The sequence below is a fragment of the Acinetobacter sp. WU_MDCI_Abxe161 genome (assembly GCF_025514355.1).
Lineage (GTDB): Bacteria > Pseudomonadota > Gammaproteobacteria > Pseudomonadales > Moraxellaceae > Acinetobacter > Acinetobacter pittii_E.
Window position 1 is genome coordinate 1 of record NZ_JAHPTU010000019.1, and the last position, 21,230, is coordinate 21,230.

The following is a 21,230-nucleotide window of genomic DNA, read 5'->3' on the forward strand; positions in this document are numbered from 1 at the left end:
GATTCCAAAGATTCCAAAGATTCCAAAGATTCCAAAGATTCCAAAGATTCCAAAGATTCCAAAGATTCCAAAGATTCCAAAGATTCCAAAGATTCCAAAGATTCCAAAGATTCCAAAGATTCCAAAGATTCCAAAGATTCCAAAGATTCCAAAGATTCCAAAGAAATAATAGAGTAAATACTCTACCCCACTTTATATTTCTTCTTATTTTTTAATATACTTCTTTTATTATTAATTATATCTAGATGGTTCCACGTGGAACGCTTAATTACTTTGGTAACTCTAAAATAAAAAAAGCAGGATTACTCCTGCTTTTATCACTATATAACTTTCTTATTAATCAGTGAAAATTACACGTGCAATTGCTTTCTTACCCGATTGAATAATAAAGCTGCCATTTTCTTTTACAGAGAAGCTTGCATCAACCGCATTCCAGTCAACTTTAACTGCGCCACGAGCTACTGCATCTTTAGCCGAAGCTGCATTCGGATTTAGGCCTGCTACACGTAGAATGGTAGCAATAAAGATTTCTCCACCAAATTCACCACGTGAAATAGTTACTTCCGGTGTATCTTCAGGTACTTCACCTTCTGTAATACGGTTACCCGCACTCTTATGGGCATTAGCAGCAGCTTCTGCATCATGGAAGCGTTCAACGAGCTCAAGTGCAAGAATACGTTTTACTTCCTGCGGATTACGACCAGCAGCAATTTCATCTAATAAAGCTTTGATCTCATCAAGAGATTTGAAACTTAATAAATCGAAATAGCGTTCGATTAAAGAGTCTGGCATTGATAAAACTTTTTGGTACATTGCCCCTGGTGTATCAAATACACCAATATAGTTACCTAAAGATTTAGACATTTTATTTACGCCATCTAGACCTTCTAGAATCGGCACAGTGATACACACTTGAGATTCTTGGCCATAACGACTTTGTAAAGTACGGCCCATAAGTAAGTTAAAGGTCTGGTCTGTACCGCCTAACTCAACGTCAGCTTCAAGCGCAATTGAGTCATAGCCTTGAACTAAGGGATATAAAAACTCATGAATTGCAATCGGCTGATGGTTGCTATAACGCTTTGTAAAGTCATCACGCTCTAACATGCGAGATACGGTTTGCTGGCTTGCCAATTGGATAAGGTCAGCAGCAGACTTTTGATTAAACCATTCTGAGTTAAAACGTACTTTTGTTTTATTTGGGTCTAATATTTTGAAAACTTGTTCTTGATAAGTTTTAGCGTTAGCTTCTACCTGTTCACGTGACAACGGCGGACGAGTTGCGCTTTTACCAGTTGGGTCACCGATCATCGCTGTATAGTCACCGATCAAGAAGGTAACTTCATGGCCCAAATCTTGGAAAGTTTTTAGTTTGTTAATAAGAACCGTATGGCCTAAATGTAAATCTGGTGCTGTAGGGTCAAAACCAGCTTTAATTTTAAGAGGGCGATTCTCTTTAAGCTTTTTCAGTAAATCTTCTTCTGAAATAATTTCGTGCGTGCCTCGTTGGATGAGGGCAAGCTGTTCTTCGGCGGGCAAGAAATTTGACATCACAAAACCTAAACACATCAGTTATTCAATTTGTGCGATATACTAACATTTTTTCAGCGTCTTGCAGGGGAAGTTGCATATGAGCGCAATCTATATCGGCGTAATGACTGGCACTAGTATGGATGGTGTGGATATTGTTGCGGCTTCATTTGAGCCACTACAGCTTCATGCCACACTTACAGTTCCATTCGAACCCGAGTTACGTGATGAGCTTATGGCATTAACTTTACCCGATGACAATGAAATTGACCGCATGGGTAAAGCTGATGTTGCTCTAGCCAAAATGATTGGCGATGGGATTAATACTCTCATTGAAAAGCACCAATTAGACCGTAGCCAAATAAAAGCAATTGGTTCACATGGACAAACTATTCGTCATCGTCCAGAACATGGCTTTACGCTACAAATTGGTGATCCAAATATTATTACTGAAATTACTCAAATTCCGGTCGTTTCAGATTTTCGTCGTAGAGATATGGCAGCGGGGGGCCAAGGCGCGCCACTAGTTCCAGCTTTCCATCAAGCATTATTTCAACATCCAAGTATTCATCGTGTGATTCTGAATTTAGGTGGGATTGCCAATGTGAGTATGCTGCCTGCCAATAACAGTGACGGCGTATTTGGTTTTGATACAGGTCCTGCAAATATTTTGATGGATGCATGGTGCCATCGCCATACAGGCCATCCATATGATGAAAATGGCGACTGGGCTGCTTATGGACACCCTATTCGCTCTTTACTCGACCGCCTTTATGCTCATGAGTATTTTTCTAAAGAACCACCTAAGAGCACAGGACGTGAAGACTTTAATATTGACTGGTTGGATGACCAGTTAATCGATTGGCGAAATGATTTAACTTATGATGAGTTAGAAGATACACCTGAAAACATCCAAGCAACCTTATTAAAACTTACTGTGCGTGCTATTCAAAAAGCAATTTATCGATCTGAAATGGAAACAGGCGAAGTATATGTTTGTGGTGGCGGTGCTTATAACTCTTATTTATTAGAACAATTACGCTGGCGTCTTCGTAAGCACAATTGGTCTGTTCAACCTACAGATGTTTTGGGACTTTCCCCTACTTGGGTCGAGGCTACAGCATTTGCATGGTTAGCAATGCGCTTTGTAGAGGGTTTAAGTGGTAATTTGCCAGCGGTAACAGGTGCTTCGGATTTCAGAATTCTAGGTACGATCACGGCGGTATAAAGCTATTTATCGATTTGATTGGTCAGATTCGACCTCATAGCACATTTACTGACCCGAAATGCTGTTATTTAAATGAGCATAAAAACTCATGATAAATGCCAACAAAAATAATTTAAGGCATGTTTTTATGGATCTGACCAAACGTATTCATCAATATAAACATGAAGCTTGGACATTCGATGTAATTGATTCAGGCCCTATAGATGGTCCAATCGTTGTTTTATTACATGGTTTTCCAGAAACTGCCTATAGTTGGGAGCGAACCTCTGAGTTATTGCATCAGCATCAATTTAGAACGCTTGCGATCCATCAACGCGGTTATAGTTTAAACGCTAGGCCTCAAAGCCGATTTCAATATTCACTAAGTGAACTTGTAGAAGATGTGGCCAGTTTAATTAAGCAGTTGGGTCAGCCAGTTTATTTAATGGGGCATGACTGGGGTTCAGCAATCGCTTCGGGCGTTGCGATGAAGTATCCACAATATATTCAACATCTCACCTTAGTTTCTGTCCCCCATCAAGCCGCTTTTTTAAAAGCTTGTTTAAGCAGTAGACAAATTTTTAAATCTTATTATTTTGCAATTTTTCAGCTACCGATTCTGCCCGAGCTTTTATTTAAAAAGTTACCTAAATTGGGCCGTACATTTCTTAAATCATCTGGCATGACTAAGCAGCAAATTGAAATATTCGAGGCTGAGTTTATAAAGGAAAATAGATTAACGACGGCGTTGAATTGGTATCGTGGCTTTTTTTGGGACAAACCCCAAAACCCATTTAAAGCCATAGACGTCCCCACTCTTTTTATTTGGGGTAAACATGATATTGCCATTACAGAAAAAAGTGCCGAGCTAAACTCACGTTATTTTAAAAATAGTTATGACGCAGTTTTTATGGATGCGTCGCATTGGATTCCCTATCAGAATGCACCTGAACTCGTGCAATTTTTTTTAGAATCTGTCCGTGAAAAATAATAATTTGCTCAATAAAAAAACCTCTCGTCATGGAGAGGTTTTTTAAATTTTAAAATTCTGTTAAATCGAGAATGAAGAACCACAACCACATGTTGTTGTTGCATTCGGGTTTTGTACGATAAAACGCGAACCCTCTAGGCCCTCTACGTAGTCAACTACTGAACCAATGAGGTATTGGTAGCTTAATGAGTCAACCAGCATTTTCACATCGCCATTTACGAATTCTGCATCATCTTCATTTACGCTTTCAGCAAAATTGAAGCCATACGAAAACCCTGAACACCCGCCTCCCGTTACATATACACGTAACATGAGATCGTCATTCCCTTCACTATCACGGAGTTGGCGTACCTTATTGGCAGCATTATCTGTCAAAACTAGAGCTTGGGCATTCATGATGATTGTTCCTCGGATTTTGCTGTGCCTTTCAAAATAAAAAAGACCCTATATTGAGTATAGCATAATCAATATAGGGTCTGTCTTCGAAGTTTAAAGCGAATCTTGAGTATTTTTATCAAGATTATTTGTAATTCTCGTCTTGTAAGCCACATTCGAAGTTTTTCGCATCTTGCTTACAACGGAATTGCCATAGTAGTTTCATCATGCGTTTATCGTATACACCACGTTGTGTAAGGTTAATTCGAGACTCACGCATGAGCTTTTGGTAGCCCGGTTTATCAGCAGCCGGAACCTCCATCCAGTATTTTTGTGGAATATCAGCTTTCATTTTACCCAAGATCGTAAAAGCACGTGGTAGCTGACCTGAAACCCATTCTCTAGATTTCTGGCCAAAACCGGCCGGGAACTTGTCAGGACGGATAATGATATTTCCTGTGACCTGTAAGATCGGATAGTTTACAATTGCACCTTTAGTTCCTAAACCTTTTTGTAGTTCCAAAGGTTTAAATGCTGCTGCTGGCGCACCAATAATATCAACTTGATGGTTATTAAATTTCGCACCGAAATTTGTTACGTCAGCACTCACAGCCTGTGCCCCAACCTGCTGAACCATAATTTTTTGTGCTTCATCATAGTCAAGAACAGCAATTTTCTTACCTGCAGCTTTCGCTACTGTATTGATGCTGCGATCATTTACCAAAAGATAAGCATCACCAACCGGGATAACACCAACAACCTCATAGCGTCCATTAACCATATATTTACTAAAAGTCGGACTTGCTAAACCTTGCATCACTTTTACAGCAAGCTTGAGGTCAGGAATGGCCCCTATTGCGTCTAATGACCCAGTAAATGAGTTAAATTGGCGGCCACGCATCCCTGATACACTGATACCATCACACTTACCCGCTTTAAAATCTTCAGCAATCACGGCTTCATTCTGGTTTACTTTAAGTTCGATATCAGCGCCCCAGTTTTTAGCGGCAAGTTGATAATCCTTCATCAGTGCATAGACATCGCCATTTTTACCAACAAAGTCAAAAACACATACTGTTTGTTTAGCCTGAGCTGCAAAAGAAACTGTGGTAAGTCCCATCGCAAGTAATAGCGTTTTGGAAAATTGCATATTCTTTTTCCTTTCCTTGTGGAGTTTTTGTTTTTCGATACCAAGAAATTTCACACCAATAAGGTATGAATCGGATATGCCTCATATAAAAATCATGTTGGAATATTTGTATAGACCCTCTTTACTTTTATGATTTTATTTCCATGAAAAATAGATAGCGATTGATCTATCTATTAGCAATTATTTTAATCACTCAAGTCCTTGATCCATTTTTATACCCTTCATGCTTCCTTATGAAGTTTTTATCTAAATTTAGCTTAACGTCTTTCTAACCAACAACAATGGCAGAATTGACGGGACATAGAAAACAAAAAGCCTAGAACTCAGTCTAGGCTTTCTGAAAAAAATTAGGATTATTCACCAGACATTGAACATTCAAAGTTAGCCTTGTCTACAGAACAACGTGCTTTTTTCAATACAGACATCATTCCTGCATCGTAAACACCGCGTTTAGTTAAGTCCATACGGCCATCACGCAACATTTTTTGATACTTAAGTTTGTCTTCAGCACTTAAGTTCATTTTGTATTTGCCAGGAATTTGTGCTTCTAAACGGTTGATCATTGCAAAGCTCTTCGGTAACTGTTTAACAAACCAGTCACGAGATTTTTGACCAAAACCAGCTGGGAATTTATCAGAACGTAATACTAGATCTGCTGTAACGTGTAATACAGGGAAGTTCCACATTACACCGTTTGCGCCTAAACCTTTATTTAATTCTAATGGTTTGTAAGCATAAGCAGGCGCACCTACCATATCTACCTGACCATTGTTAAATTTAGCAGCAAAGTTTGAGATATCAGAAAGAACTGCTTGAGCACCTACGCGTTGCACCATAATTTTTTGTGCATCGTCATAACCCAATACAGCGAATTTTTTACCCGCAGCTTTTTCAACAGAGTTGATGTTTTTATCACGTACGAAGATGAATGCTGAACCTAGCGGAGAAATACCAGCAACTTCGTATTTTTTACCACCCATATTTGTGGTCATTTTTGCTGCATTACGCGCATCTAATACATAAGTAATTGCACGTTGAGCGATTTGGTTGTTTGGAACACCACCGAGTGAGTCGATAGATCCTGCAAATTTATTATATTGGCGTGCACGCATTGCTGTCATTGCTACAGCATCACATTTACCCGCTTTAAAATCATTATCAGCAACAGCCTCGTCCTGACGAGGAACTAAGTTAATTTCAGTACCCCAGCCTTTTGCAGCAAGAGCCCATTCTTCCATCATTTTATATGAGTCGCCTGCTTTTCCTAAGAGGTCGAATACACATACGGTACTCGCTGCTTGCGCTGAAGCAGAAAAACCAACAACAGAAGCGGCAGCCATAGCAAGTACGATTTTTTTCATTTTCTTCATCCTTCCACGGAACAGATTTTTTGTTTGAAGTTTCCTTTCAAACACAGATATTAATCATGTTTTTTAGAAAAAAATAGAGCTTTTACTCAAATATTTTTATCTCATTGAACCATTGTTTGTTCAATTTAAATTATTTATTAGGGGCAAAAATGACTAAGTTTCCATAAGTTACTTTTTATATTCACAATTTTCATACCCATATTCAGGTTTGAAATATATGTAGCGTTTTTGTGTTTAAAAAATAAACTACTCCCCATTGAGCGTACATTCAAAATTTGTCCGTTCAACTGTACAGCGAGCACGCTTAAGCACACTCATCATAGTTGCATCATATACACCTTGTTTTGTTAAGCTGAGGCGGCCTTCGCGTAAAATTTTTTGATACTTGGTTTTATCTTCTGCTGAAAAATTCATTTTTATTTTTGAGGGTACGCCCATTTCTAGCCGTTTTATCATGGCAAAATTCTGGGGTAATTGTTGTATAAACCAAGCACGCGACTTTATACCGAAATCTGTGGGAAACTTATCACTTCGAGCAACTAAATCTCCCGTAACGTTAACTACGGGGAAAGTAAACATTGCCCCTTTCACTCCAACGCCTTTACCAATCTCTAAAGGTTTATAAGCATAAGCTGGCGCAGCAATTGTATCGACTTGTCCACTATTAAACTTTTTCACAAAATCGGTAATTTCTGAAGGAATAGGCTGGGCACCTACACTTTCCACCATAATTTTCTGCGCTGCGTCATATTGCAAAATAGCAAACTTAGTTCCACGTACTTTTTCAATTGAATTGAGGTTTTTATCCTTCACAAATAAATAAGCTAATCCAATCTGGACAATGCCAACAACTTCGTAATTGGTTCCATTTTGTGCTGTCACCATGCGATGTTTATTACGTTTATCTAAAACATAACTGATTGCTTTTTGGGCAATTGCATTACTGCTTACCCCGCCAATCGCATCAATCGAACCTGCAAATTTATTGTAATTTCGCGCCCGCATGGAGGTCATATATGCGGCATCACATTTACCCTCACGTAATCTACGGTCAACCAAACCTTCATCTTGAAATGGAATTAAAGTGATATCTGCTTGCCACTCTTTCGCCGCAAGCGCCCACTCTTCCATCATTTTATAGGATTCACCTGACTTTCCTAATAAATCAAACACACAGACATTTTGTCCTGCATGTGCTGTTCCCATAGCACAGCAAAATACTGCACTAATTATCCCCAATCTTTTTTTCATTTGACTTTCCTTAGTCTAGTTTTATTAGTAGCTCATTCATCAACCAAACTTTAAACTGTTTTTATTTTAGCCACATTTTTTTTAAATATGTTCTATCTTGTTCAATATTTTGGAAATTTCGGATGAATAGCGAAATTTAGGCTATCTTGATACATGCAATTATTAACAGCTACTCACTAAAATCCGGAATGTTTTGTTTTCATCGGCAGTTCTCTTTAAAATACAGCATCCCTAACTCACCTCGATACAATAAGATGATTCAATTTGACCAAGTTTCTTTACGCCGCGGTGGACGTGTTCTATTTCAAAAAGCGTCTATGCAATTACACCCAGGTTGGAAGATTGGTCTAACTGGGGTAAATGGTGCAGGTAAATCGACCTTATTTGCTGCATTACTTGGCAGTTTAGGGGCCGATGAAGGTTCACTTACTCGTCCGACAGGCTGGACCGTGGCGCATATGGCGCAAGAAGTAAAAGCCCTAGATATGCCTGCAATTGATTTTGTTCTTTCAGGTGATGAAGAGTTTTGGGATATTCAAAATAAGCTTGCTCAACCCGATCAACTGACTGATTTTGAACTGGCTAAATTGCATGGCCGCTTTGATGAAATTCATGGTTATTCAGCTCCATCTAAAGCTGCTCAGCTCATGGCGGGTCTTGGTTTTCTAGAAAATCAGTTACGTTTAAACGTTGAGAGTTTCTCAGGTGGATGGCGTATGCGTTTAAATTTAGCGCGTACATTGATGAGTCGTTCAGATTTACTATTACTAGACGAACCAACCAACCACTTAGACTTGGATGCAATTTTGTGGTTAGAAGATTGGCTTAAAGCCTATGAAGGTACTCTCATCTTAATTTCGCATGACCGTGACTTTTTAGATGCGATTACAGATCATATTCTTCACATCGAAAATCAAGAACTCACGCTTTACACCGGAAACTACTCTACATTTGAAACCACACGTAGTGAACGTCTTGCCCAGCAGCAACAAGCTTTTGAGAAGCAACAAGAAACACGTGCTCATCTACAAAAGTTTATTGACCGTTTTAAAGCAAAAGCGACTAAAGCTCGTCAGGCACAAAGTCGTATTAAACAACTTGAACGCATGCAGCAACTTGCACCAGCTCACATTGATACGCCGTTTACTTTTAGTTTCCGTGAACCGACCAAAATGAGCTCTCCTTTGCTGACTTTAGACAATGCCAGCATTGGTTATGGTGATAAGCAAATAGCTGCAAAAATCAGATTACAAATTACACCAAACTCACGTATTGGTTTGCTTGGGATGAACGGCGCAGGTAAGTCAACACTAATTAAAAGTTTGGTTGGTGATTTACCACTCTTGGCAGGCGAACGTAAAGCTTCCGAGCTGCTTAACATTGGTTACTTTGCACAGCACCAAATGGATGCTTTAGATGGCAATGCTAGTCCAATGCTACAGCTTGCCCGTATAGCAGATAAACAAATTAGTGAAGCCACTCTACGTTCGTTCTTAGGTAGTTTTGGCTTTAGTGGTGAACGCATGGATACGCCATGTGAAAGCTTTTCTGGTGGAGAACGCGCTCGTTTAGCCCTAGCACTCATTGTATGGCAGCGTCCAAATGTTTTAATTCTCGATGAACCGACAAACCATTTAGATCTTGATATGCGTCATGCGCTGAGCATGGCATTACAAGATTTCGAAGGAGCTGTCGTCCTGGTTTCCCATGAACGCCAACTCATTGCAAGCGTTTGTGACGAGCTTCTTTTAGTACACGGCGGTAAATGTACTGAATTCGAAGGTGATTTACAGGATTATGCTAAATGGCTACGTGAAGCACGCCAGCAACAAATTAATGCTCAGACTGCTATAGCACAGAATAACTCATCCTCTGCCGCTCCTGCGCCTGTTAAAGTTGATAAAGAAGCGCAGCGTAAAGAAGCGGCTCGTCGTCGTGAACAGACTCGACCTATTCGTAAAAATATTGAAAAAGTTGAGTCTCAAATTGAAAAGCTACAACCGCAGCTTGCCAAAATTGAAGAATCCTTGGCAGATACTTCTTTATATGACGCTGCACGTAAGGATGATTTGCTCAAACTTATGAATGAACAGACAGAGCTAAAAGCTAAACTTGAACAATATGAAGAGCAGCTATTAGAACTCATGATGGAATTGGAAGAGATGGAAGCTTCTTTTGATTAATCCATTTTCTAAAATAAAAAAGCCGATTTCTTAATCGGCTTTTTTATTCGTTAATAAGGCGTATAAAAAGCCCCTAATTCATTTAAATTGGTATTGATCGGTAAAGGCCAAACATTGCTTGATAGACTGTCAGCGATATATAAATCATAACCACCTCGACTTCCTGTTTGTCCTGCAAGAGACACTACCATGTAACGCTGATCTAAAGGAGCGGGGTCGGAAGTATCATAATTAGTGCTGTTAAATGGCAAACGTGTGGTTTGTTTATTCGCCATATCATAAATATAGACCTGATCATGAGCATTTGTTGGACTGTACCAGCGTACATATAAGAAGCGACTTCCTTGCCACCATATTGGATAATATGAAGCGATATTAGTCAGCTGTGTATCATAGGCACCCGACTGATCAATACTGAAAATTCGAGAATTATTTCCCGCACCTTTCGCATATAAGATTTGAGTAGTATTCACCATTGGATAAGGCATCGACTCTTCTATGTCCCAACCATTTTGCGTGACAGAAGTTATCGTACGATCAGTCATTTTGACGATTTTTAAATCGCCATTTTGTTTAAAAATAATACGTTGATTATCTATAAATTTAGGATCTTCATCGCGCTTATTATTACCCTGAGTTAAGTTAATAGGTAACTCAGTGCTTCCGACTTTCCAAACATACACATCCCATGCATCGCCATAATGCTGTCCAGAGTTCACTCCCATGAAAGTTAACCATTTTCCATCTGGAGAGAAATGGCCATTCATCATATGGTCAATTTTCCAATTTGTACCCAGTAATGTAGTCTGCTGTGTTGTGAAGTTATACAAATAAAGCTTACTGTCCCATGCGTCATAATCACTATAACGATGAAATACTAATTTTCCGTAAAAGGTTGGGGCTATTGCAGCATGCAGTTGAAATAAACAATTAAAAAAAATGATCCCAATGCATAAGAGTATGTGAGTTTTTTTCAAAATTATATTCTCTTGGTATAAATAAAAACTACCACTTAAATAGCAGTTTAAAATTTCAGTCCTTACCAAAAAAAAGGCTTTGTCTTAAACTAAACAAAGCCTTTTCTTCAATCATCATAAACAATTATCTAAATTTTTTATGATTTTCATTTCGTATTGTGACTAAATTGATTGCTTCAGTTTTGGCTAGATCTAATTGTCCTTGCTCAACCAAAGCAGTTACTTTATCAATCTCGGCAACAAGCTGATCTAAACCGGCTTGATACTCTTTTACCTGTACATTTTCTGAAGGCAAACCTTCGAGTTTATGCGGTAAATATTGCTTAGAAGAAACAGCTGCTTCACGCATTACAACAAGCTGTTGTTTCGCGTTATCAGTATCTTTCGCTTCAGCAAATGCTTTAGTACTCTTAGCTAAAGTTTTCATATTCATTTCTAGGTCTGCCGCCGAAACAGCAGAACTTCCTAAAATCGCACATGAAATTAACAGACTAGCTAATAATTTCTGACCCATCATTCTCTCCCTAGACTGATTTAGAATCATGTTATGAATTAAGCATCAATATCCGCATTTAAAGCATTCTCTTCGATGAATGCACGACGTGGTTCAACATCATCACCCATTAAACAAGAGAACATACGATCTGCTTCAATCGCATCATCAATGGTCACCTGTAACATATTACGGTTTTCAGGGTCCATTGTTGTTTCCCACAGCTGCTCAGCATTCATTTCTCCAAGACCTTTATAGCGTTGGATCATCATACCGCGGCGAGAATCTTGCAAAATATGTTGCCAAACTTGATGGAAGTTAGCCACCTGAATACGGCGATCACCTTTTTGTAAATAAGCACCATCTTCAATTAAAGTGAACCAACTCTTCGAGTTTTTTAACAAACGTGCATATTCAGCCGAATTCAATAAAGCTGCATCAAGCAAGTACGCATGTGGCAAGTTATGTACATACACCGTAATACGTGGCCAGTAATGTGCAGATTTTTCACCCTGAGCATTTTCACGCTCAAATGCCTCTAATGAAATTTCTGGACGTAAGCTTGGCTGTAATCTGGTAATGATATCGCGTACCTGATCAGCCCATTGTTGTACATAAGCTTCATCATGGTTCTGATCGCTCTTGAATGCTTCTACTTCAAGTAAAGCATCCAATAAGCTAGCTGGATAACGTAAAGTTAAACGCTGTAAGCTCTTTTGTGAAACTTGATAGTCTTGGATCACTTTCGCAAGTGCTTCACCTGTAATTGCAGGAGCTTCAGCATTGGTATGCAAAGATAGCTCATCAATCGCATTTGAGATGAGATACGTTTCTAATGCATCATTATCTTTGATGTACTGTTCTTGTTTACCTTTCTTCAATTTATACAAAGGTGGCTGAGCAATATAAATATGACCACGCTCAACCAATTCCGGCATTTGACGGAAGAAGAAGGTTAACAACAAGGTACGGATGTGAGAACCATCGACGTCGGCATCGGTCATGATAATGATTTTATGATAACGAAGCTTATCAGGATTATATTCTTCTCGACCAATACCACAGCCAAGTGCAGTGATTAAAGTACCCACTTCCTGACTTGAAATCATTTTGTCAAAGCGTGCACGTTCAACGTTCAGGATTTTCCCTTTCAACGGTAAAATAGCCTGCATCTTACGGTTACGACCTTGCTTAGCACTACCGCCCGCAGAGTCACCCTCGACTAGATATAATTCAGAAAGTGCTGGGTCTTTTTCCTGACAATCTGCCAATTTACCTGGTAAACCAGCAATATCAAGTGCACTCTTACGACGCGTCATTTCACGAGCTTTACGCGCAGCATCACGTGCACGTGCAGCATCAATAATTTTACCGGCAATCGATTTTGCAGCTTGTGGATTTTCAAGTAAGTAAGCAGAGAACTCTTTGTTCATTGCTTGCTCAACCGCTGGTTTTACTTCACTCGATACCAGTTTCTCTTTCGTTTGAGATGAGAATTTCGGATCAGGTACTTTGACCGAAATAATCGCCGTTAAACCTTCACGAGCATCATCACCTGTCACATTGACTTTTTCTTTCTTGAGAATATTTTCATTTTCAAGATATTGGTTAAGACCACGTGTTAAAGCCGCACGGAAACCAGCTAAATGCGTACCACCATCTTTTTGAGGAATATTGTTGGTAAAGCAACGCACATTTTCTTGATAACTTTCATTCCACTGCAATGCAACTTCTACACCAATACCATTTTCGGTATCTGCTGTGAAATGGAAAATCTCATTTAGATGAGTTTTACCTTCGTTAATGTATTTTACAAACTCAGATAAACCACCTTCGTAGTCATATACATGCTCAAGGTTAATACGCTCATCACGTAAAACAATACGCACACCCGCGTTTAAAAATGAAAGCTCACGTAAACGACGCGCTAAAATTTCAACGTTAAAAATGGTTTGACTAAAAGTTAGTTCACTTGGCCAAAAACGTACAGTTGTACCACTCTTATCCGTTTCACCAATCACACGTAATGGATATTGCGGATCACCGTGGTGATATTCTTGTTCGTGCACTTGGCCAGCGCGATTAATAATTAAATGCAATTTACTTGAAAGCGCATTTACAACCGAAACACCTACGCCGTGCAAACCACCTGAAACTTTATAGCTGTTGTCGTCAAACTTACCGCCTGCGTGCAAGATCGTAAGAATTACTTCTGCTGCAGAAACCCCCTCTTCAGGGTGAATATCGGTTGGAATACCACGACCATTATCGGAAACACTTACCGATTCATCTTCGTGAATCGTGACAATAATTTCATCACAATGTCCCGCTAAAGCTTCATCGATTGCGTTATCGACAACCTCGAATACCATATGGTGTAAACCGGTACCGTCGTCTGTATCCCCAATATACATCCCCGGACGTTTACGAACTGCATCTAATCCACGTAATACTTTAATACTAGAGGAATCATAAGCCTTTTCATTGGTTTGTTCTGTTTGAGAGGCTGATTGAGACTCTGAACTCATGGTTTCTCCCTAGCAAATATAGGTTTATTCAAAGATGGGTAACATCAAAAAATTATGGTGAAGCAAGACTAACTTGACCGGATTCAACATTGAATAATTGATATGAAATAGACAGATCATGTAAGTGTTTTTTTACCGATGCATGATCTAAAGTTGTCATAAAAACCTGGCTACCAAGTTGGCTTAATCGTTCAATTAAACGTTGTTGTGCGGTTAAGTCTAATTCTGCTGTCAGATCATCTAATAATACCACAGTTTCCTTATTACTCGCATGCAACATTGCAATTTGTGACAGTTTTAAGGCAATAATCAGCAGTTTTTTCTGACCTCTTGATAAAACAACGTCAGCATGTCCAAACGGGGTTTTCAAGCGCAAATCTGCACGATGTGGACCATATTCGGTATAGCGTCTTTCGATATCTTTTTGGTGTTGATTCAGCAAGTCTTGCATAAGCCCCTGCTCTGTATGAAAACCCGGACTATATTCCAGTTCAATCTCCAGATCAGGTAATAATTGACTTAAATCATTTTGAAAAAAGATATTCCATTGTTCCACAATACTTAAACGTTGAGAGTGTAAAATTTCCCCATAATCACTCAACATTTTGTTCCACGGCTCTAAATCCGCTAAAGAAATATTCCGTCTGGTTTTAAGTAAGGTATTACGCTGTTTTAATGCACGAGAATAATATTGCCAAGCAAAATAAAACTCAGGTTCCACGTGGAACATCAGCCAATCTAAAAGCTGACGGCGAGGTTTTGCCCCATGATCAATAATATCTGTACTTTGTGGGTCAATATGTTGCAAAGGCAGCAGTTTCGCGAGTTGCCCTTGTGTAGCCACCGTATCGCCATTGACCTTCATCAACTGCTCACCAGAGGCTAACTTTTGCATGCCAATTTTTTCAGTTGCGGACTGGGCGAAGACAATCGCATCTTCGGCAGAATATTGAATATAATTTTTGGGTATATGGGTACGGAATGACCGCCCTGTTGCAAGCAAATGGATTGCTTCCAGAATTGAAGTTTTTCCTGAACCGTTAGCGCCATAAAATACATTAAACGGTTGCAACCCTTGGAGTGCAACCGTTTTTAAATTACGCACACGTTCAATATTTAAACGCGTAAGATGCATATGAATCAGCCGAATTATACACGCATTGGCATTACGACATACGTCTGGTCAGGATGTGCCGGATCTTGAACCAATACAGACTGGTTTGCTTCAGTCATGCTCATATTTACATCATCACCATCAAGCACACCTAAAACATCTAGCAAATATTGCGCATTAAACGACATTTCAAGCGGTATGTTTTGGTACTGAATTGCTAAATCTTCAATCGCTTCATCTTGTTCAGGGTTATTTGCACGTAGCTGTAAAGAATCTTGATTAAAATTCAAGAAAACGCCACGTAACTTCTCATTACTCAAAATTGCGACACGTTGTAATGATTGTTTGAACACATCATGGCTAATTAACACATGTTTATCGCCACCACGTGGAATTACACGACGATAATCAGGGAATTTTCCATCAATCAATTTCGTCGTAAAACGAACAGTGATATCGCCCTGCTCTTTGTCACGGCTCGGTGTATTAATCGTGACATTTAACAATTCACGACCGATGAGCAATGTTAATTGTTCATCTTCAATACTGAGTAAACGCTGCAATTCACCCACAGCTTTACGAGGCACAATTGCTTGAACCAATTGAGATGATGTAGAAGAAGCAGTGATTTCACAAAGTGCTAAACGGTGACCATCTGTTGTTACTGCACGTAATTGATTTTCATCAATTTCTAATAAAGTACCAGTTAAATAGAAACGCACATCCTGTACAGCCATAGCAAAAGCTGTTTTTTCAAATAAACGCTTTAACTCACGTTGAGTAACCTGTACTTGTGTACCTTGACTATTTTCAGTGGTTAATAACGGGTAATCTTCTGCCGGTAAAGTACCTAATACAAAACGGCTATTACCAGACTTTAAGATACATCTCTGATCTTCAGTAATTTGTAAATCTATCAATGCAGCTGTAGGCAATGATTTACAAATTTCCATCAACTTACGAGCAGGAACAGTTGTTTCACCTGCTTCAATGCATGCCCCTTCTGTTAAAACAGTACTGGCAACCAGTTCGACTTCTAAATCAGAACCAGTAATGGTGAGTGCCTGAGCATTAGTCTGAATTTTGACGTTTGAAAGAATATTCAATGTATGACGACGTTCTACCGCACCGACAACATGCGATAAAACATTGAGTAAGCTTTCTTTAGCGATTTTCAAACGCACGATTCATTCCTCTAGCAACTTGGAGCAAATATTTCATTTTTTAGCTGTGTACTATGCTGCACTTACGTAGACTTTGCAACAACGTCTTATTATTTCATTAACTCTGAAGTAGACGCAGTAGATTTTTATAATCTTCGTCAAAAATCGGATCTTCCTCTCGAAGACTCACAACTTTTTCACAAGCATGCATCACCGTACTATGGTCACGCCCACCAAAAGCCATTCCAATTTCAGGAAAACTATCACCCGTCAATTCACGAGCAAGACCCATTGCTAACTGACGCGGTCGAGCATAGATTCGTGTCCGTTTTGGTCCTACCAATTCTTTTAAAGGAATTCGGAAATATTCACTGACCACACGTTGGATATTTTCTACACTAATTGTACGTGCACGGATTGCCAATACATCTTTTAAAGATTCACGGACAACATCAAGATCGATTGGCGCACCTTTAAAACGAGAAATCGCGACGACTTTATTGAGTGCCCCTTCAAGTTCCCGGACGTTGGCAACCACTTGTTGTGCAATGAATAATGCACAGTTTCGAGGTAAATCAACGCCGCTATTTTCAGCCTTCTTCAATAAAATTTCGATACGAGTTTCAATATCTGGTGGCTCAACACCTACAGAAAGCCCCCAAGAAAAGCGAGATACCAAACGAGGATCCAACTCGGTCAATTCTTTCGGGTACCGATCTGAAGTTAAAATAATTTGTTTCGATTCATCAAGTAAGGCATTGAATGTATAGAAGAACTCAACCAAGCTTGCTTCTTTACCTGCTAAGAGATGAATATCATCAACCAACAGTAAGTCTAAAGAACGGCAATTTTTCTTGAATTCTTCCACTTTGCCTTTTTGCAAAGAACTTACAAAATCCTGAACAAAACTCTCCGAGGTCATATACATCACCCGTGCATTAGGCTTGGCTTGTAATAAAGCATTACCAACTGCCTGCATCAAGTGAGTCTTACCTAAGCCTGTCGGGCCATATAAGAATAAAGGGTTGTGCTGAGAAGCACCTAATTGTGTTAATACTTTTCTACATGTTTCAGCAGCCATCTGGTTCGAACGGCCTTCAACAAATAAAGAAAAAGTAAATTGAGGATTTAATAGCTTCTTTTTCGGTGTTTTTGGGTTTACTACACTATTAGTAGTAGGTGTATTGGAAATAGCATCCGGTTCTTTTTTTACTTTAAAGCTTTGTTGAGGCGCAGTTTGTAAAGCAGCCGTTGTAGTTGCTGGCTGTTCACTCGATGACAAAATACTACCAGGACGAGAATCAACTAAAATCTCAACCTGACGCACACGCCCTTCTGATAACTGTTCGGCCAATATAGAAATTAATTCTAAATGGTTCTCTTGAATGTAACGCGTCCAATAAGGGTTAGGTGCATAAAGACGCAGTATACCTTCTACTTCTTCAGCAACTAATGGGCGAATCCACATCGCAAAGACGTTATCAGAGAGCTCTTGTCGCAAGCGAGTTAAGCAGTCTGTCCACAGCATGTGTATCCCCTATTTCTGCGTTTTTAAATTCAAATAATCTAAAGATTAACCCTTCCTGATGAGAAGGGGTCGCCATTCTAACCAAGTTATCCACATCTGTCATGACGATTTCGTTTGATTTTGTCTAAAAAGAAATCTCTTGTGAATAAATTTAAATTCAAATCGGCTTGTGCATAACTTTTTGCACAACCTGTGGATAAATTAACACATAAACTTATCCACAATCCATAAATATAATAAAAACAGAGTTATCAACAACCCAAATACATGTTTTTTAAATTTAAAAGTGCGAAATCCACAGAAAAAGTTACCCCTAATAAGAATAAATTTAAATTTCTAAATTTGAATTTATTTAATAGGAGGGTGATCTTTTGTGGATAACTGCAAAATATGAATTTAAATTCAAATGCAGTAAATCAAAACCAAGATGATATCTTGTTTTGTTGATAAATATGTATATAAGGTGTGTATATATTAAAAGTTCTAATAAAAATAGACAATTACTTTGTGTATAACTTTTAAAGCTATATATTGCCCTAAATTATGGAAAGAATAAAAAGAAGTAAAAAGATTAAAAATTTGGGTTAAATACAAAACTTTCTTGGTTTTTCATTGACAGCGTAAACATTGCACAATAAAATCGCGGACCTTTATAGAAAGATCATTTTTGGGAGTTTCAATATGAAACGTACTTTCCAACCATCTGAATTAAAGCGTAAACGCGTTCATGGTTTCCGTGCTCGTATGGCAACTAAAGCTGGTCGTCAAGTATTAGCTCGTCGTCGTGCAAAAGGTCGTCATAGCTTAACTGTTTAATACTGTTACGCTGACCAGACTTGGGTGTGATGACACTTTACAGTTTTAGCACAGACGTGCGAATACGCTGTGCTGCAGATTATAAAAGTGTATTTGATGGTGCGCTTTTTAAAGTGCATCAACCCCATTTTTTATTTCTTGCAAAATTAACCGAACAGCCTAAAAGCCGTTTGGGTATTGTTGTTGCTAAGAAAAAAGTGCGCCGAGCGCATGAAAGAAATCGAATAAAACGTCTTGCTCGTGAGAGCTTTCGTCTACATCAGCCGAATTTTGGATCAGACATAGATGTTGTAGTGATGCCGAAAGTTGGTATAGAAACGATTACGAATGCTGAGCTATATCAACAATTAGATTTTGCTTGGCAAAAATTACAGCGCTTAGCAAAAAAACATTCTAAAGTTGGCACAACCTCGCAGAATTAAGAGATAGCCAATGGTCCGTTTTCTACGTTGGTTGATTCGACTGTATCAAATTGCGATTAGTCCGCTTCTTGGACCCCGTTGTCGTTATATCCCGACTTGTTCCCAATATGCGATAGAAGCATTGCACACTCATGGTGCGATAAAAGGCGTTTGGTTATCTTCTAAACGGATTTGTCGTTGTCATCCGTGGGGAGGATCTGGATATGATCCGGTACCGCCAAAAGCAATTCGTTTTATTTCGTTTCATCAAATAGATTCTCAAACGCATCATGTTGCTGTACCCTTTCGTGATCGTTTACTGAAGCAAAATCTCTCTAACCATTTGGGGTAATAGATATGCAACAATGGGCCAGGTTTGCAATTCTCGGGGCCATGTTTGTCACCGCATATTTGCTCATTTTGGCTTGGCAAAAAGATTATGGAAATGCTGCAACTGCACCGCAACAACAAGCGGCGGCTGTAAGCTCGCATGAAGTATCTGCTGATTTGCCAAATGCTAAAAATGCAACAGTGGCTTCCGATGTGCCACAAGCAAATATTGCGCAGTCACAAACCACAGATGCAACTGCACCTGTGAATCAACAGCTTATTTCAGTACAAACTGACCTTTACCATATTTGGATCAATCCAAAAGGTGGTGATATTGTTCGTATTGAATTACTCTCACACGACAAAAGCAAAGACAGCGATCAACCTTTTGTTATGCTTGAAAATGATGCCAAGCGTACATATGTTGCTCAATCTGGCTTAATTGGTTTGAATGGACCAGATAGTAGTCGTGGTGGTCGTCCATTATATGCTGTTGAAAAGACATCATATACTTTGGCTGATGCTAAGGGTGTACAGGACCAAAAGGGTCAATCTGAAAAAGTTTTAAACGTTCCAATGGTATTTAAAACACCTGAAGGCGTTGAAATTATTAAGACTTTTACCTTTACTCAAGGTCAATATCCAATTGTTGTAAAACATCAAGTCATTAACCGTAGCCAACAAAGCTGGCAAGGTCAGATGTTTGGACAATTAAAGCGCGATAATTCTGAAGATCCTGGTAAGTCTTCTCAAGGTATTTTCACTCTAGGAACTTTCTTAGGGGGAGCTTGGGGAACACCTGATGCACATTACAATAAGCTTAAATTTGCTAATTTCTCAGAAGAAAAAGTAAATACTGAAGCGAAGGGTGGATGGGTAGCAATTGTTCAGCATTACTTTGTAAGTGCTTGGATTCCTGGAAATCTTAAGTTGACTCAAGCCAATGGTCAGCCTTATGTAGCTAAGCTTGAATCTCGTCAATCTGCTGATCACATGAATATCATTGGTTTTACCTCACCAGTGATTAATGTTCCGGCAGGCACTTCAATGGAAGTGGATGCAAAACTTTATTCAGGTCCAAAAGTACAATCTGAATTAAAAGATTTAGCTGTAGGTTTAAATCAGACTGTTGATTATGGTTGGTTATGGCCAATTGCTAAACTCTTGTTCTTAGGTCTTCAATTCTTCCATAGCATTGTGGGTAACTGGGGATGGTCAATCATCTTGCTTACCATTATGGTGAAGATGATCTTGTGGCCTTTATCTTCAAAAAGTTATCGTTCTATGGCGAAAATGCGTGTGATTGCACCAGAAATGCAACGCATGAAAGAAGAGTTCGGTGAAGACCGTATGCGCTTCTCGCAAGAAATGATGGCTTTATACAAGCGTGAACAAGTAAATCCACTTTCAGGTTGTTTACCATTATTGCTACAAATGCCAATTTTCCTTGCTTTGTACTGGGTACTCATGGAAAGTGTGGAATTACGTCATGCACCATGGTTAGGCTGGATTCAAGACTTGTCAGCAATGGATCCTTGGTTCATCTTGCCGTTAATCATGGGTGCTACCATGTTTGCGCAGCAAATGTTGAACCCACAACCCGCTGATCCAATGCAGGCAAAAGTGTTCCGCATTATGCCGATTATGTTCACGGTATTTATGTTGTTCTTCCCTGCAGGTCTCGTGCTGTACTGGATCGTGAACAACAGTATTACTATTTTACAGCAGTCGTTTATTAATAAGAGCGTTGAAAAAGGTCGTATCAATAAGACTGAATCAGCTTCTTAATCGTTGAACTTTTGCTGAATAAATCCGCTTAAGAT

At 39.1% G+C, this 21,230-nt stretch carries 18 protein-coding genes; 7 read left to right on the forward strand and 11 right to left on the reverse strand.

Features of this window, described 5'->3' with window-relative positions; all coding sequences use genetic code 11:
• Positions 1-336 precede the first annotated feature (336 nt).
• Complete coding sequence (gene tyrS / locus KTI78_RS16020) at positions 337-1,569, reverse strand: tyrosine--tRNA ligase (protein ID WP_262446713.1); 1,233 nt, start codon at positions 1,567-1,569, stop codon at positions 337-339.
• 61 nt (positions 1,570-1,630) lie between these two features.
• Here tyrS and KTI78_RS16025 point away from each other — a divergent pair, with 61 nt between their 5' ends.
• Both KTI78_RS16025 and KTI78_RS16030 read left to right on the forward strand, forming a co-directional pair.
• The gene (locus tag KTI78_RS16025) at positions 1,631-2,758 is read left to right on the forward strand and encodes an anhydro-N-acetylmuramic acid kinase (RefSeq protein WP_262446714.1); all 1,128 of its coding nucleotides are present in this window, start codon (positions 1,631-1,633) and stop codon (positions 2,756-2,758) included.
• Positions 2,759-2,885: 127 nt separating this feature from the next.
• Complete coding sequence (locus KTI78_RS16030; protein WP_262446715.1) at positions 2,886-3,728, forward strand: alpha/beta fold hydrolase; 843 nt, start codon at positions 2,886-2,888, stop codon at positions 3,726-3,728.
• A gap of 60 nt (positions 3,729-3,788) precedes the next feature.
• On the opposite strand, the gene erpA is transcribed toward KTI78_RS16030, so the two are convergent.
• From erpA to KTI78_RS16050, 4 genes are all read right to left on the reverse strand, one after another.
• Positions 3,789-4,124: an iron-sulfur cluster insertion protein ErpA gene (erpA, locus tag KTI78_RS16035; protein WP_002115421.1), complete on the reverse strand. Its 336-nt coding sequence runs from the start codon at positions 4,122-4,124 to the stop codon at positions 3,789-3,791.
• 124 nt (positions 4,125-4,248) lie between these two features.
• Positions 4,249-5,253: a putative solute-binding protein gene (locus KTI78_RS16040; protein ID WP_262446716.1), complete on the reverse strand. Its 1,005-nt coding sequence runs from the start codon at positions 5,251-5,253 to the stop codon at positions 4,249-4,251.
• Between the two features lie 353 nt (positions 5,254-5,606).
• On the reverse strand, positions 5,607-6,614 hold the full coding sequence (locus KTI78_RS16045; protein ID WP_262446717.1) for a putative solute-binding protein: 1,008 nt from the start codon (positions 6,612-6,614) through the stop codon (positions 5,607-5,609).
• Positions 6,615-6,869: 255 nt separating this feature from the next.
• On the reverse strand, positions 6,870-7,874 hold the full coding sequence (locus KTI78_RS16050) for a putative solute-binding protein (RefSeq protein WP_262446718.1): 1,005 nt from the start codon (positions 7,872-7,874) through the stop codon (positions 6,870-6,872).
• A gap of 254 nt (positions 7,875-8,128) precedes the next feature.
• On the opposite strand from KTI78_RS16050, the gene KTI78_RS16055 reads away from it, so the two are divergent.
• Positions 8,129-10,057 (forward strand): ATP-binding cassette domain-containing protein, encoded by a 1,929-nt coding sequence (locus KTI78_RS16055; protein WP_224993787.1) that lies wholly within the window; start codon positions 8,129-8,131, stop codon positions 10,055-10,057.
• A 50-nt stretch (positions 10,058-10,107) separates the two neighbouring features.
• On the opposite strand, the gene KTI78_RS16060 is transcribed toward KTI78_RS16055, so the two are convergent.
• The 6 genes from KTI78_RS16060 to dnaA all read right to left on the reverse strand — a co-directional run bounded on the left by KTI78_RS16060 (position 10,108) and on the right by dnaA (position 17,860).
• Complete coding sequence (locus KTI78_RS16060; protein WP_224993788.1) at positions 10,108-11,034, reverse strand: hypothetical protein; 927 nt, start codon at positions 11,032-11,034, stop codon at positions 10,108-10,110.
• A 124-nt stretch (positions 11,035-11,158) separates the two neighbouring features.
• The gene (gene cybC / locus KTI78_RS16065; RefSeq protein ID WP_262446719.1) at positions 11,159-11,551 is read right to left on the reverse strand and encodes a cytochrome b562; all 393 of its coding nucleotides are present in this window, start codon (positions 11,549-11,551) and stop codon (positions 11,159-11,161) included.
• Positions 11,552-11,586: 35 nt separating this feature from the next.
• Positions 11,587-14,055, reverse strand: a complete 2,469-nt coding sequence (gene gyrB, locus KTI78_RS16070; protein ID WP_262446720.1) for a DNA topoisomerase (ATP-hydrolyzing) subunit B — start codon at positions 14,053-14,055, stop codon at positions 11,587-11,589.
• Positions 14,056-14,107: 52 nt separating this feature from the next.
• Positions 14,108-15,190 carry a DNA replication/repair protein RecF gene (gene recF, locus KTI78_RS16075; RefSeq protein WP_262446721.1) on the reverse strand — a complete coding sequence of 361 codons (1,083 nt, stop codon included), beginning with the start codon at positions 15,188-15,190 and terminating at the stop codon, positions 14,108-14,110.
• 14 nt (positions 15,191-15,204) lie between these two features.
• Positions 15,205-16,353 carry a DNA polymerase III subunit beta gene (gene dnaN, locus KTI78_RS16080; RefSeq protein WP_002115478.1) on the reverse strand — a complete coding sequence of 383 codons (1,149 nt, stop codon included), beginning with the start codon at positions 16,351-16,353 and terminating at the stop codon, positions 15,205-15,207.
• A gap of 97 nt (positions 16,354-16,450) precedes the next feature.
• Positions 16,451-17,860, reverse strand: coding sequence for a chromosomal replication initiator protein DnaA (gene dnaA / locus KTI78_RS16085; RefSeq protein ID WP_262446722.1), 1,410 nt, complete (start codon positions 17,858-17,860; stop codon positions 16,451-16,453).
• Positions 17,861-18,541: 681 nt separating this feature from the next.
• Here dnaA and rpmH point away from each other — a divergent pair.
• From rpmH to yidC, 4 genes are read left to right on the forward strand one after another with little or no spacing between them, the layout of a single operon-like run.
• Positions 18,542-18,676, forward strand: a complete 135-nt coding sequence (gene rpmH / locus KTI78_RS16090) for a 50S ribosomal protein L34 (protein ID WP_000831329.1) — start codon at positions 18,542-18,544, stop codon at positions 18,674-18,676.
• 29 nt (positions 18,677-18,705) lie between these two features.
• On the forward strand, positions 18,706-19,098 hold the full coding sequence (gene rnpA / locus KTI78_RS16095) for a ribonuclease P protein component (RefSeq protein ID WP_005063921.1): 393 nt from the start codon (positions 18,706-18,708) through the stop codon (positions 19,096-19,098).
• Between the two features lie 10 nt (positions 19,099-19,108).
• The gene (gene yidD, locus KTI78_RS16100; RefSeq protein ID WP_016142632.1) at positions 19,109-19,429 is read left to right on the forward strand and encodes a membrane protein insertion efficiency factor YidD; all 321 of its coding nucleotides are present in this window, start codon (positions 19,109-19,111) and stop codon (positions 19,427-19,429) included.
• A 5-nt stretch (positions 19,430-19,434) separates the two neighbouring features.
• A complete protein-coding gene (yidC, locus tag KTI78_RS16105) occupies positions 19,435-21,195 on the forward strand; it encodes a membrane protein insertase YidC (RefSeq protein WP_016142631.1) in 1,761 nt (586 codons plus the stop codon).
• The last annotated feature ends 35 nt before the right edge of the window (positions 21,196-21,230 follow it).

Coding starts and splice junctions, on each gene's coding strand:
- tyrS (WP_262446713.1), bottom strand. CDS start 1,569: ATGTGTTTAGGTTTTGTGATGTCAAATTTCTTGCCCGCCGAAGAACAG.
- KTI78_RS16040 (WP_262446716.1), bottom strand. CDS start 5,253: ATGCAATTTTCCAAAACGCTATTACTTGCGATGGGACTTACCACAGTT.
- KTI78_RS16055 (WP_224993787.1), top strand. CDS start 8,129: ATGATTCAATTTGACCAAGTTTCTTTACGCCGCGGTGGACGTGTTCTA.
- yidD (WP_016142632.1), top strand. CDS start 19,109: ATGGTCCGTTTTCTACGTTGGTTGATTCGACTGTATCAAATTGCGATT.
- dnaA (WP_262446722.1), bottom strand. CDS start 17,860: ATGCTGTGGACAGACTGCTTAACTCGCTTGCGACAAGAGCTCTCTGAT.
- KTI78_RS16030 (WP_262446715.1), top strand. CDS start 2,886: ATGGATCTGACCAAACGTATTCATCAATATAAACATGAAGCTTGGACA.
- KTI78_RS16045 (WP_262446717.1), bottom strand. CDS start 6,614: ATGAAAAAAATCGTACTTGCTATGGCTGCCGCTTCTGTTGTTGGTTTT.
- KTI78_RS16025 (WP_262446714.1), top strand. CDS start 1,631: ATGAGCGCAATCTATATCGGCGTAATGACTGGCACTAGTATGGATGGT.
- yidC (WP_016142631.1), top strand. CDS start 19,435: ATGCAACAATGGGCCAGGTTTGCAATTCTCGGGGCCATGTTTGTCACC.
- erpA (WP_002115421.1), bottom strand. CDS start 4,124: ATGAATGCCCAAGCTCTAGTTTTGACAGATAATGCTGCCAATAAGGTA.
- gyrB (WP_262446720.1), bottom strand. CDS start 14,055: ATGAGTTCAGAGTCTCAATCAGCCTCTCAAACAGAACAAACCAATGAA.
- rnpA (WP_005063921.1), top strand. CDS start 18,706: ATGACACTTTACAGTTTTAGCACAGACGTGCGAATACGCTGTGCTGCA.
- rpmH (WP_000831329.1), top strand. CDS start 18,542: ATGAAACGTACTTTCCAACCATCTGAATTAAAGCGTAAACGCGTTCAT.
- cybC (WP_262446719.1), bottom strand. CDS start 11,551: ATGATGGGTCAGAAATTATTAGCTAGTCTGTTAATTTCATGTGCGATT.
- KTI78_RS16050 (WP_262446718.1), bottom strand. CDS start 7,874: ATGAAAAAAAGATTGGGGATAATTAGTGCAGTATTTTGCTGTGCTATG.
- recF (WP_262446721.1), bottom strand. CDS start 15,190: ATGCATCTTACGCGTTTAAATATTGAACGTGTGCGTAATTTAAAAACG.